Source organism: Mucilaginibacter dorajii (assembly GCF_024808255.1).
Taxonomy (GTDB): domain Bacteria; phylum Bacteroidota; class Bacteroidia; order Sphingobacteriales; family Sphingobacteriaceae; genus Mucilaginibacter; species Mucilaginibacter dorajii.
On sequence record NZ_JANTYS010000001.1, the window covers coordinates 196,982 to 210,381 of the forward strand.

A 13,400-nucleotide genomic window follows, 5' to 3' on the forward strand; every position below is an offset into this window, starting at 1 on the left:
ATTAAGATGCTTGAATTTGTCATCCTGAAAATAAATAATGTCAAATCCACCGTCCGAGCTGCTGCGCAAATTCCTTATACTTCTCCTTTCAAAATTGAGAAAAGCCATACAATTTAACAGCGCGCTCTGTTTGCTCTCAGTTATAAGTCAACATGCTGTGGTTTATCTACTCTGGGGGTAAAATACTCTGAAAACATCGGATCAGGCTGACAAATATTAAGAAAGTTTCAACTCTTTTGGGGGCTGGCATAGCTTGAGAACACTATAACTGTAAAAGCTTACAGCTGATACTAACATCTCGTTCAATGAAAAGCAACTACATCCTGTCAAGGAGAGCATTTTTAAAAGATTCCATAATCCTGTCCGGCACCCCATTTGTGTTCAATAAAGATTTTCTAAATGAACTGTTGTTAGATGCACATGTGATTGAGGCGCCTTTGACATGGCTTCAAAAAGCAACTTTTCCATCGTCTTCCGGTTTAACCTGGGGTGTTCCCTGGCCTCAAGGTAAATTAAAAGCTGGTAATTCATTTTACTTAAAAGATGGGCAGGGCAATAAAAAAACGATTCAATCCTGGCCTCTTGCCTACTGGCCCGATGGTTCGCTTAAATGGACAGCCCATGCGGCTACGGGCCTGGTATCCGATACCGATTATTCTGTAGTAGCTGGCAAATTTGCAGGTAATGTTTCAGGCTTGAATGTTGATTCCCTAGCCACGGTGCTAACAGTTGATACCGGGACTATTAAAGCTATTATTCCTAAAACCGGCGATGTGCTTATTCAAAGTTTATCAATTAAGAATAAGGTTATTGCAACAAACGGAAAGTTAATCTCTATTATACAAAATGGTCCCGATGACGAAAACGCTATATCGCTTATTAGGAAGAAACTAACCGGCAGAATTAACCAGGTAGAATTAGAACAGAACGGTCCTGTTAGGGCTGTAATAAAGATTACGGGAACGCACAGCGATGGTGAGATTAACTTTCTTCCGTTTATTGTTCGTCTCTATTTTTTTGGGGGGAGCGATGAGGTGAGGATCATACATACTTTAATCTATAATGCCGATGAGCAAACACAGTTCATCAAAGGTTTAGGGCTTGATTTTAATGTCCCGCTTAGCGGCGAACTGCATAACCGTCATGTACGTTTTGTTAATAGCGAAGGAAAGGGCTTGTTCGCCGAAGCGGTGAGGGGACTTACCGGACTGCGCCGAAACCCGGGTAAAGATATAACCGACGCCCAGCTTGCCGGTAGGGCGACCCCATCTTTTGAACAATTCCCGGCCGAAGTAAAAAACAACCTTAAATATATACCGGCTTTTGGCGACTATACTTTACTTCAAGGAAGTTCATCCGGTTTTACCATCCGTAAACGCACCAAACCTGGGCATGGCTGGCTCGATGCGGGTGCTGGCTCCCGCGCGTTGGGAACGGTTTATTTGGGCTCCCCTAACGGTGGCCTGATAGCGGGCATCCGGAACTTCTGGCAAAGTTTTCCCGCCCAATTGGATATCCGCGATGCGGCCAGCAACACCGGAAAGATTAATCTATGGCTTTGGTCGCCGGAAGTGCCTGCAATGGACCTTCGTTTTTACCATGATGGTATGGGCGAAGATACCTATGAAAAACAGCGGGACGCACTCGATATCACTTACGAAGATTACGAACCCGGTTTCGGAACTTCACATGGAGTTGCCCGCACAAACGAACTGGTTTTAAAAGCAGTCGAGGTAAACTCCGAAAGGGAAAAACTGCTTCAAATAGCCCAGGCTATTGAAAATCCGCCAAGACTTATCTGTGATCATGCCTATTTAATGAAGCAAGGAGTTTTTGGCGCAAACTGGGCAGTGGAAGACCGGTCAACCCCGGAAAAGGCATCTTTAGAGCTTCAGCTTCAGCAATACTTTGAATACTACAAAAAACAGGTTGATGAGCACCATTGGTACGGTTTCTGGAACTATGGCGATTTCATGCATACTTATGATACCGACAGGCACACCTGGCGGTATGACGTAGGAGGTTTCGGTTGGGACAATTCAGAACTATCAACCGATCTTTGGCTTTGGTATTACTATCTCAAAACCCAGCGGGCCGATGTTTTTCATATTGCGGAAGCCATGACCAGGCATACCGGCGAGGTTGATGTTCATCATATCGGAAAATTTGCGCCCTTAGGCTCAAGGCATAACGTGATGCATTGGGGAGATAGCGCCAAGCAGCTCCGCATTAGCACGGCTGCAAACCGTAGGTTTTATTACTACCTCACTGCTGATGAACGGGTGGGTGATTTGCTCAGGGAACAGGTTAATGCTGCTAAAACACTGAGCCGGATCCAGCCCAACCGCAAGTTGGAAGGGATAAGGGACCAGCCGCAACCCGAGTTTTCTGAAAATAAGATCCCCGCAGGCTTCGGTACCGATTACGGGGCCATTGCCGCCGCCTGGCTTACTGAGTGGGAGCGTACGGGTAGCCCGCAGATCAAACAAAAGCTTGTAAATAGTTTACAAACTATTGCCGCACAGCCACACGGTTTTTTTACCGGGCATGGGATACTGCACCTTGATACCGGTAAATTTGATATCACTGCCAGTCAGGAACTCAGCGTTTCTCACCTGAACGCTGTATTTGGCCTTACCGAAATTATTGAAGAATTACTGCCACTGGTTAATGTGCGCGCTTTTGAAAAAACATGGCTGCAATACTGCCGCCTTTACAATGCATCGACACAGGAACAGGGGCAAGAGCTGGGGCAGTCGCTTACAAAACTTAACCTTGGGCAGGGGCATTCGCGCCTCACCGCTTACGCGGCCTATAAAACAAAAGACCCTAAGTTGGCCGCGCGTGCCTGGGCCGAGTTTTATAGTGGCAAAGCAGGTATCAAACCAGGGCATGTTAAAGTACAACAAATAAAAGGACCTGCTGTGCTTAATCCTGTGGAAGAAGATGCAGAGTTATCAACCAATGCGGTAGCACAGTGGGGGCTTGCGGCTATTCAATGCCTCGCCTATGTTGGCGGCGATATCCCGGAGCAGGCAACAAACAAATAAGCTTTTAATCATGAAACATCCCTACATAAAAATACTCTTCTTCTTGTTTTTCATTTGTATTGGTACCCGCGTTCTCGGACAAAAGCAAGTGGAGTACCTTAAACGCGGGTTGATAGCCATGAAATATGATGACAAACACGTGTTCCTGAGCTGGCGTTTACTCACCAGTGAATCTGAGGGTATAGGGTTTAACATTTTCAGAGAGCAGAAAGGACAGCGTATCATTAAGCTGAACAAGCTGCCGCTAACACAAGGAACTAACTACACCGATAGTACGGCTAATTTAGCCACAGACAATACCTGGTATGTAGAGCCGGTTAATAAGCCAGCATCAGCAAGATCAAAGCCGGCAACCATCCTGGCAGGCGCTGCACCAAAACAATATTTTTCTGTACCGATACAGCAGCCTGCAGGCGGCACCCTGGATGGCAGGGCTTACACCTATAATGCCAATGATGCTACCGTTGCCGATCTGGATGGCGATGGGGAATATGAGATCATTTTAAAATGGGACCCCACAAACGCACAAAACCCGCCTCAAACCGGGTTCACCGCCAATCAGATCATTGATGCCTATAAAATGGACGGCACAAGGTTATGGCGTATCGACCTGGGTAAAAATATCAGGTCGGGAGCAGCCTATACGCAAGTGCTGGTTTATGATTTTGATGGTGATGGCAAAGCCGAGTTGATCACTAAAACTGCCGATGGTACGATTGATGGCAAGGGTAAAGTAATCGGTAACGCTGATAAGGACTGGCGTACCTATGATAAAACTTCGGGTTGTTACGGTAAAATTGTTGACGGCCCGGAGTATTTGACGGTGTTTGAGGGGAAAACTGGTGCGGCTTTAGCCACTAAAAGTTATATTCCCGACAGATATCCGCTTAATGGCTGGGGAGGTACAGGAGGTAATGGTGGGAATGATAGTACCGGTGGCCGCCCTGACCGCTTTACTGCCGGCGTTGCTTATCTTGACGGGAAACATCCAAACGCCTTTTTTGTGCGCGGCTGGTACGGCCGTACAGTAATTGCTGCGTGGGATTGGAATGCTGGAAAACTCAGCCAACGTTGGGTGTTCGATTCAAAGAACAGGGAAAATCCTTATTCGGGCATGGCTAACCATAGCGTTAGTGTTGCAGATGTAGATGGCGACGGAAAAGATGAAATTTGCGTGGGCGCTATGACCGTTGACGATAATGGCAAGGGTTTGTATTCTACAGGCTTTGGCCATGGCGATGCGCTTCATGTAGCCAAAATGGATCCGGAAAGTAATAGCGTGCAGGTTTTCGGTATTCATGAAATAGAAGATACGCTGAAAACTCCGCCAAGGCCTGGTGTAGCTTTATTTGACGCGGGCACAGGCAAAGTAAGGTTTGCTATTGGTCGTAACGTTGATGTGGGCAGGGGAGTAGCGGCTGATATCGACCCCACGCATCCGGGTTTTGAAAACTGGGGTGGCCCGGGAGGCCTGCGCGATCTCAACGGCAAAACCATAAGTGATGTGGTACCATCTTCAACCAATTTTGTGGTATGGTGGGATGCCGACCTCACCCGCGAACTGCTGGATAAAAACCGCATTGATAAATGGGATTGGAATAACAACCGCACTGTAAACCTGCTTACAGCTACCGATTGCGTAGCAAATAACGGAACCAAAGCAACGCCATGCCTCAGTGCCGACTTGTTTGGAGATTGGCGGGAAGAAGTGATATGGCGAACAAAGGATAATAAAGAACTCCGTATTTATTCAACAGTAATACCAACAGCGTACAGATTTGCAACCCTGATGCAGGATCCGCAATACCGTACCGCTGTTGCCGGGCAAAATGTTGGATATAATCAGCCGCCGCATCCCGGTTTTTATTTGGGAGCAGGTATGCATAAAGTTGTTAAAGAGCCGGTAACCATAGTTAAACAAAAGCAGGAAAAGAAATGAAGCAATTAATTTATGGTTTAGCAATATTGGTGGTAATCCAAATAACTCAGGCACAAGCTCAGATAGGTTTTAAGCGGCACAAGGTTGATAGTAAGGTAAATGAAACACTAATATTTGAAGATGATTTTTCAAAACCGCTTGATACTACCTTATGGAGAGTAGAACTGGAAAACTCGCCAGGATCATCGGTTAACACTCAAAACGATAAATTGGTGCTCAATACAGGAGCAGGCGTGACGGTATGGCTTAAAAACAAGCTAACAGGTGATTTGCTGATTAGCTATGACCGGAAAATTATCGTTGGGAATGGCGTATTTGACAGGCTTTCTGATCTTAACCAATTTTTCATGGCTTCAGAACCTCATGCTGATAGCCTGGCCCAAAGGAACGGGCAACTTGACGAATATAATTCCTTGAAACTGTATTACGTTGGCATGGGTGGTAACTCAAACACTACCACCCGTTTCAGAAAATATGATGGATTGGGTAACCGAAATCTTCTGGCCGAATACAACGACCAGGAGCACTTGCTAACTGCTGATAAAATTTATCACATTGAAATTAAAGTGCATAACGGCGAATTGAGTTACACCATAAACGGAAAGCTGTTTTTTAGCTTCAAGGATAAGGAGCCGTTAACGGAAGGTTATTTCGGCTTCCGGTCTACAAAATCTCATCAGGAGATCAGTAACCTGAAAATTTACACCATCAATTAGCAGCCTACCAGGGGTTAATTGCCATTATGAAATTGTAAATAAAAGGTCATTTAAATAATAAATCCATAAAAATTAAGTGTTGATAATACAATTGTCTATAAAATCTATAGACTTTGTTATATTTGACCAAAATTACCCCGATGTTACTACAGAAAATTCAGGATCGCACGGATAAGGAGCTGCTTGAACTGCTGAGGCAGGATGATTCTGAAGCATTTGAAGTGATCTACAAAAAGTACTTTAACCGTTTGTATGGTCATGCTTTTAAAATGCTAAGGGATAAAGCTGTTTGTAAAGATATCGTTCAGGAAATTTTCGTTCAGTTGTGGGCAAAAAGGCACACCCAGGATATTCAGGCATTAGATGCTTATTTGAATGCCATTACCCGGTTCCAGGTTTTTAAAACTATTCGTTCATCACGCGTACACGAAGATTTGTTTGATTCGGAACACGAACTGCCTGTCTGTTGTAACACCGAAAACAACGTTACCGAGAAAGAGATCTCGATGGTATTATCCAGCGGTGTTGCGCAGCTTCCTGAAAAATGCCAGGCAATATTCACGATGAGCAGGATGCAGCATCTATCAACAAAGGAGATTGCTTTAAAACTGGCTATAGCCCCCAAAACAGTAGAAAATCAGCTTACCATAGCGCTTAGAAAGCTAAGGGTAAACTTTGCCGATTTTTTACCTGCGCTTATTTTAGTAATCCATTATTCTCTTCGTCAATTTTAATTGATCTGGCTTTGGGGGTAAGGGCTATTCTCAAACACTTACCTACAAATGACCAGGAAAGATTTTCAGGAATTATTAAGAAAAGTAAATTCAGGTAAGGCCAGTCCCGAAGAGGAAAAGGCTTTGTTTGACTGGTATGCGGCTTTTGAACAGGAACCACTCCCCCCGGAGGCGCTGTTAACAGCCTGGGAACAGAAGGAACTACTTGCAGACCTTCGTTCTAAAACCACATCTGCCCATGGTGTCAACAGAAGCTTATCGGTTGTTTACAAAATCGCGGCTACTATAGTGCTTGGTGGTTGTATGTTGTTAACCTGGCAATTCTATAACGGCCGTCAAAAAACAGTAGCGCTCGACTATGCTACGGTCCCAAAGGGAGCAAGGCGCAAGCTTGTACTTTCAGATAGCAGCATAGTTTGGCTTAATGCCGATAGCAAGCTGAGTTATCCGGAACATTTTGGTAATCACAGCAGGGAGATCACGCTTTCGGGCGAGGCTTACTTTGAGATTAAACATGATGCTTCACGCCCTTTTACCGTGCATACCAACAATATTGATATCAGGGTATTAGGAACCGTATTTGATGTTAAAGCTTACCCAAGTGATCCGCAGGTGGAGGCATCACTGATTCGTGGATCTGTACGGGTAACAATCAATAACGGCAGCCGGAGCGGGCAACAGGTGATGTTGCGCCCAAATCAAAAATTTGTTTTGTCGGATGTTTCTCAGGCAGACGGCAAAAAAGAAAATACCGCTGTTGATCCGCAAAATATGGTGAAGGAAACAGCTGCATCACAGTTAGTAAAAGAAACAGGTTGGCGAAACAATAGCCTGAGTTTTGAAAATGAGCGGCTTGCTGACCTGGCCCCCCGGTTGGAGCGGTGGTTTGATATAAAGTTTGTTATACAAAAACCTGAAATGAATAATTTAAGATTTACCGGTACGCTGGATAATGCCAGCCTTGAAACCGTTATGCAGGCTTTAATGCTAAGCGGGCATTTTAATTACAGGAAGGAGGGCGATAATACCATCGTAATTTACTAATACAAAAAGAGGGAAATACCTTGAAGTACTTCCCCTGATTTTAATCAACAGGACCAGAGATCAATTGGCGTTGGAACCGGTCCCCTTTTTAACAAATCATTACAATATTATGCAAAAAATCCGAAAGCCAGGCCGGAGTAGGTCCGCTATGGCTTCTAAAGTTCTTTTAATGACAAAATTGACGTTCGTGTTGATACTGGCCACCTATATGGAGGTATCGGCTAAAGTGTATGCTCAGGATAGTAAAATTACGATCTCTGTAGAAAATGCCAGCCTGGACAAGGCCCTCAAACTGATCGAGTCAAAATCAAAATATAAGTTTTTTTATAGTAACAACCTTTTTCCTTCCGATAAAAAAATAACGGTGAAGGCGCAGGATATTACCGTGGCCGAAGTATTGAAGCAGATGTTGAATAATACAACATTGCATTACAAGCTATTAAATGATAACCTAATTGTGATTGCCGGTGCCGGCGACGCGGTAAACCCGGTTACTGTAAAAGGGCGCGTAACAGATGAAAAAGGAGCGCCTTTGCCCGGGGTAAGCATACGGATAAAGGGGAATACCGCAGGCGTATCCACTAATGCCGACGGTGATTTTCAATTAACTGCTAATGAAAATGCTACGCTTGTATTCAGCTTTATTGGTTTTAAAACCCAGGAGGTTAACATTGGCCAAAATCAGCTAGTAAACGTTAAATTGATACCCGATCAAAGCAGCCTGAATGAAGTATTGGTTGTAGGTTATGGCACCCAAAAACGCAGCGACATTACAGGAGCGGTAGCTTCGTTCAATGCTAAAAACGTAGAGGAAAAGCCTATTGACCGTGTGGAGCAAGCGCTGATAGGACAGATGCCCGGCGTACAGGTACGCCAGCAAACGGGGATGCCCGGAGCCGGTTTAAGTATCCTGGTGCGTGGTTCGGGTTCAATTACAGCTGGAAACGAACCGCTTTACGTGCTCGACGGTTTTCCGTTGGATGTGGCCAGCCAAAGTTCAAACGGCGGATTCAGCAATAACCCCCTGGATGACCTTAACCCCAATGATATTGAAAGCATCCAGGTATTGAAGGATGCATCGGCAGCCGCTATTTACGGTTCAAGGGCTGCTAATGGCGTGGTGATCATCACCACGAAAAGAGGGCAGTCTGGCAAAGTGAAAATAAACCTTAACGCCAAATCGGGCATCAGCAAAGTGGCAAAAAAACTGGACTTGCTTAGCGCCAATGAATGGGTGGATATGGCGACTACCGTAGCCAATACAGCATGGGTAAATTCAGGTGCAGGTCGCACGGCAGATCAAACCAATGATCAACGTGCGGCGATATTAGGGCTGGCCGCTGGTACGGTTAACACCAGTTACATGACCGATCCGAGGTGGGCGCAGGCCGGTCATCCTGGCTTAACTTATGTAGATTGGCAGGATGAAGTGTACCGCAATGCTCCTTATCAAAACTATGAGCTGTCGGCAAGCGGCGGAAACGAAAATGTGAAGTACTTTATATCCGGCAATTATCTTAACCAAAATGGCACGCTGATCAATTCTAACTATGTCAATTACGGTTTAAGGGCAAATGTAGAAGCTAATGCCAGCAAAAAGCTGAAGTTTGGGATAAACCTTGCCCCAACCTATTCTATAAACAACTCACCACCTGCCGAAGGCAAGGATAACCAGCTGATGAAACTGGCGCAAATGGTGCCCGTTGTTGAAAGTTCAACGGGGCTTAATACCGGTGCTTATGGTAATGCAACTTATACCTGGGCCAGCCCTAAGCTGATCAGCCCTTATGCATTTCTTAACACCGCCATTAATGAGGTTAAAACTTCAAGGCTTTTGGCATCGCTGTACGGCGAATACCAGATCATACCGGGCCTCGCTTTAAAGTCGACCGTAAATTATGATGGTGTAGACAGGAACAACAAGAAATACACATCTGACCAGGTTACCGTTGGGGCGGCGTCTTCGTTGCTTACCAATCCCGGCCTGTACTCAACAGGATCTTACGCTACGGTAAAAAAACAAAATTTCCTGAATGAGAATACCCTGAGTTTTGATAAAACTATAGCGCAGGATCATCACATATCAGCACTTGCAGGGGTATCATACAACATCGTTCACTACGAAACGGTAAGCCTTGCAACAGCAGGCGGTTTTGCAAACGACAATATTACCACGTTAAATAACGCTATTGCCAATGCTGCCGGCGTTACCTACACAGGTACCAATACCGAAAGTAACAATACCCTGTTCTCCTATTACAGCCGTTTGCAATATACTTATAAAGATAGGTACCTGTTATCAGGAACAGTAAGGCGCGACGCATCATCAAAATTCGGTTCTGCCAGCCGTTGGGGAACTTTCCCGTCGGCATCTGTGGGCTGGAGGGTATCGCAGGAATCTTTTTTACAAGATGTAAAACCGATCAATGATCTGAAACTCCGCTTTAGCTGGGGCAAATCGGGCAATAACAATATAGGCGATTATAATTCTATCCCAACACTAACCAATGGCAATTACAGCTTTGGCGGCAACACGCCTGTGGCTGCTACAGGGCAGGTTGTTTCGGGCCTTGCCAACCCTAACCTGAAATGGGAAACCTCATCCACCTATAATGCCGGTTTGGACTTAAGCCTGCTAAACAGCCGCATCAATTTAACGGTGGATGCTTATCATAAAAAGAATAGCGACTTGCTGCTTAACCTGCCGGTATTGTCGGCCAGTGGTTTTAGTTCCAGCTTGCAAAACATTGGTGCGGTGGTTAATAAAGGCCTGGAGATTAGCTTGACTACCATTAATATTAAATCGGCGGCTTTTCAATGGTCAATGAATGCCAATATCGCCTTTAACAAAAATACCGTGACTGCTTTAGGGGCAGATCATGCGCCGATTGAGATAGCATCCGCCTATAGCGGCAGCAATGCGCCTTATTTGCTTAAGGAAGGTTTGCCTGCTTTTAGTTACTACGTAACCAAAGTAACCGGCATCCTTACAGCAGCTGATATTGCTAACCCGCAGGTGGCTAAGGTTAAGAATGAAACCGTTGGCGATCCCAAGTTCTTCGATGCCAATAACGACGGCGTGATCAGCGCTGCAGATAGGGTGGTGTACGGGCATCCAACGCCTAATTACACTTGGGGCTGGACCAATACTTTCAAATATCATGATTTTGATCTGAGCGTACTGGTATATGGTCAGCAAGGCGGTTCCATGTTATCGTACCTCGGCAGGGCTATCGATTTTTCGGGCAGTACAACCGCAAACGTTTTAGGTATCTGGCGCGACAGATGGACACCCGATAACCAAAACTACAATGCTCCGCGCGGCAAATTTGGCTCAACCTATACGGTTCCTTACGTAACTTCCGATTGGATCTACTCTACCGATTTTATCCGTGTTCAGAATATCACTTTAGGTTACAATCTTAAAAAGTTGTTTAAGGATACGAAAGGGATAAGTGCCGCCAGAATCTATGTGTCGCTTGAAAATTATTTCGGACATGATAAATACAAAGGCGGTGTAAACCCAGAGGCACAAAATACCAATGTAAGCGGCAACAGCAGCTACGCACTACCCGGCGATTACGGCGCTATGCCCTTAAGTAAAACCGCATCCTTAGGCGTTAACTTCAGCTTTTAACAAAGAACAGAACAATGAAAAATAAGATATATATCCTGTTATTATTAGTAGCTGTGATAAGCAGCTGCAGTAAGCAACTGGACCAGCAGCCGGTATCAAACCTGGCCACAACAAACTTTTTTACCAGTAACAACGATTTTCTACAGGGAGTGAATGGCGTTTATTCGCAGTTAAAATCCGTGCCTGATCAATTGCTTTGGCTCGGAGAGATGCGTAGCGATAATATCAATGCCGTATCTGACGGTAACCGCGATTGGGACGGCATCAATAACTTTTCGCCCAATATCACAACGGTTGCTTTTGTAACCAACGCCTGGAAAACCAATTTTAACGGAATTTTTAATGCCAATACCGTTTTGCAGGCATTAACTGATAAGGGTAGCGTGATAAACAACACCGCCCTCGTAACCCGTTACACGGCCGAATGCCGCTACCTGCGTGCTTTTTATTATTTCCAGTTACTGCGTTTGTTTGGTAAGGTTCCTGTTATTTCCACACCGCTAACAGCTACCGAAGTAAACAGCGTGGCCCGTGGTTCAATAACCGAAGTATATCAGCTGATACTTGATGACCTGCAATATGCTGTTGCCAATCTGCCTGCTTCTTATACCAGTGCCGATGTAGGCAGGGCAACTTCATATGCAGCAAAGGGGTTATTAGGTTTGGTTTACCTTACCCGTTCGGGGCCAAACTATGGTGTAGAAGGTCCCGGTTTAGCCAGTAATGAATATGATAAAGCATTAACACAGTTCAATGATATTATTGCCAGCAACCAATACAGTTTCCTGAGTGATTACACCTCTATATTTTCATATAGTAATGAAGATAATAAAGAAGTGATTTTTGATGTGCAATATGCCAGCAGCATTAACGGGGCTGGTTTCCCGAGCGATCTGGCCCCGGTAGCTTACTGGACCAGTCTTGGCATTTCCAACACCTACGGTAACGGTTATGGTGCCAGCAGCTTTGGTGTCACCAATAATTTAAAAACATCGTACACCGCAAGCGGAACGGATAAACGTTATGCGTTTAACGTGGCAACAACTTATACAAGCAGCCCTTTTATCAAAAAGTATATCGATATCACTAAAAAAGGCACCAGCGGTACCGACTGGCCTATCAATTTTATCCTGCTTCGTTACACCGATATCCTGCTGATGAAAGCCGAGTGTATTCTGCATGGTGCTTCAGGCTCGCAGGTTGATGTGGATGGTATTGTGAACAAGGTGAGGGACAGGGCCGGTTTATCAGCGGTTTCTAATGTAACACTAAGCACTTTAATGGAAGAGCGCAGGCGAGAGTTTGCAGGCGAGGGTTCGCGCTGGAACGATCTGGTGAGGGAAGGGTTGGCAGTTGATGTGATGAATGCCTGGATCAAATCTGACGCGATAACTACCATTAATCCTGTAGTGGCCAATTACGTTATTTACCCGGTTCCCGCATCTGAAATACAGACCAAGGCTGGTTTATATACACAAAACCCAGGGTATAATTGATTTGAGCTATGCTTGTCAAAAACATCACAAAAGCATTATTGCTGATGGTGGTTGCCGGGCTGGTAATGGAATTTTCCTTACCGGCGCGGCCGACCTTATACATCATCGGGGATTCTACGGTGAAGAACACTAACCAGGTTAAATGGGGCTGGGGAACGCTGATCAGCGATTTTCTGGACACTACAAAGATTGAAATCAGCAACCTGGCTATTCCCGGTAGAAGTACACGCACTTTTTTAAAAGAAGGCCGCTGGGCACATATTGATTCGCTTTTAAAGCCTGGGGATTATGTCATGATGCAGTTTGGCCATAATGAAGGCGCTGTTCCTGATACCTCGAAAGCAGGTTATCGTGGAGTGCTTAAAGGAACAGGTAAAGACAGCGTTTTGCTTAACTGGACTGATGGAACCCATGAAATAGTGCATACCTATGGTTGGTACTTACGGAAATTTGTAAGAGCGGCAAAAGCCCATAAAGCAAACCCTATTATACTATCCATGATCCCACGAAATGAGTGGGCTGAAGGTAAAGTGATATTAGCTAATAAGGATTATGGCAAATGGGCTGCAGAGATAGCAAGGGAAGAGCAAATCCCTTTTATTGACCTGAACGGGATAACCGCACGAAAGTACGATGCATTTGGCCCGGAACAGGTTAAAACATATTTCCCGGCAGATCATACCCATACCAACAGGGAAGGAGCGAGGATCAACGCCGAATCGATAGCAGATGGCATCCGGTTAATTCCTGGTCTCAAATTAAACGAGTTCCTAAAAAAGTGAAG

General features: G+C 45.1%; 8 protein-coding genes. All 8 read left to right on the top strand.

Annotated elements, in window-relative coordinates:
• The first annotated feature begins 305 nt into the window (after positions 1-305).
• The 8 genes from FHS10_RS00680 to FHS10_RS00715 all read left to right on the top strand — a co-directional run bounded on the left by FHS10_RS00680 (position 306) and on the right by FHS10_RS00715 (position 13,398).
• Positions 306-3,050 carry an exo-rhamnogalacturonan lyase family protein gene (locus tag FHS10_RS00680; protein ID WP_259086703.1) on the top strand — a complete coding sequence of 915 codons (2,745 nt, stop codon included), beginning with the start codon at positions 306-308 and terminating at the stop codon, positions 3,048-3,050.
• A 10-nt stretch (positions 3,051-3,060) separates the two neighbouring features.
• Positions 3,061-4,989, top strand: coding sequence for a rhamnogalacturonan lyase (locus FHS10_RS00685; protein ID WP_259086704.1), 1,929 nt, complete (start codon positions 3,061-3,063; stop codon positions 4,987-4,989).
• On the top strand, positions 4,986-5,705 hold the full coding sequence (locus tag FHS10_RS00690; RefSeq protein WP_259086705.1) for a DUF6250 domain-containing protein: 720 nt from the start codon (positions 4,986-4,988) through the stop codon (positions 5,703-5,705). The genes FHS10_RS00685 and FHS10_RS00690 overlap by 4 nt, the downstream gene beginning before the upstream one ends.
• Before the next feature lie 140 nt (positions 5,706-5,845).
• Positions 5,846-6,439, top strand: coding sequence for an RNA polymerase sigma factor (locus FHS10_RS00695; RefSeq protein WP_259086706.1), 594 nt, complete (start codon positions 5,846-5,848; stop codon positions 6,437-6,439).
• Positions 6,440-6,487: 48 nt separating this feature from the next.
• Complete coding sequence (locus tag FHS10_RS00700) at positions 6,488-7,483, top strand: FecR family protein (protein WP_259086707.1); 996 nt, start codon at positions 6,488-6,490, stop codon at positions 7,481-7,483.
• 169 nt (positions 7,484-7,652) lie between these two features.
• Positions 7,653-11,120: a TonB-dependent receptor gene (locus tag FHS10_RS00705; RefSeq protein ID WP_259086708.1), complete on the top strand. Its 3,468-nt coding sequence runs from the start codon at positions 7,653-7,655 to the stop codon at positions 11,118-11,120.
• A 14-nt stretch (positions 11,121-11,134) separates the two neighbouring features.
• Positions 11,135-12,616 (top strand): RagB/SusD family nutrient uptake outer membrane protein, encoded by a 1,482-nt coding sequence (locus tag FHS10_RS00710; protein ID WP_259086709.1) that lies wholly within the window; start codon positions 11,135-11,137, stop codon positions 12,614-12,616.
• An 8-nt stretch (positions 12,617-12,624) separates the two neighbouring features.
• Entirely contained in the window at positions 12,625-13,398 is a 774-nt protein-coding gene (locus FHS10_RS00715; RefSeq protein ID WP_259086710.1) for a rhamnogalacturonan acetylesterase, read from the top strand.
• The last annotated feature ends 2 nt before the right edge of the window (positions 13,399-13,400 follow it).

Bases quoted from the DNA above. Each gene is read 5' to 3' on its own strand.
- FHS10_RS00680 (WP_259086703.1), top strand. From the start codon at position 306: ATGAAAAGCAACTACATCCTGTCAAGGAGAGCATTTTTAAAAGATTCC.
- FHS10_RS00685 (WP_259086704.1), top strand. From the start codon at position 3,061: ATGAAACATCCCTACATAAAAATACTCTTCTTCTTGTTTTTCATTTGT.
- FHS10_RS00690 (WP_259086705.1), top strand. From the start codon at position 4,986: ATGAAGCAATTAATTTATGGTTTAGCAATATTGGTGGTAATCCAAATA.
- FHS10_RS00695 (WP_259086706.1), top strand. From the start codon at position 5,846: ATGTTACTACAGAAAATTCAGGATCGCACGGATAAGGAGCTGCTTGAA.
- FHS10_RS00700 (WP_259086707.1), top strand. From the start codon at position 6,488: ATGACCAGGAAAGATTTTCAGGAATTATTAAGAAAAGTAAATTCAGGT.
- FHS10_RS00705 (WP_259086708.1), top strand. From the start codon at position 7,653: ATGACAAAATTGACGTTCGTGTTGATACTGGCCACCTATATGGAGGTA.
- FHS10_RS00710 (WP_259086709.1), top strand. From the start codon at position 11,135: ATGAAAAATAAGATATATATCCTGTTATTATTAGTAGCTGTGATAAGC.
- FHS10_RS00715 (WP_259086710.1), top strand. From the start codon at position 12,625: ATGCTTGTCAAAAACATCACAAAAGCATTATTGCTGATGGTGGTTGCC.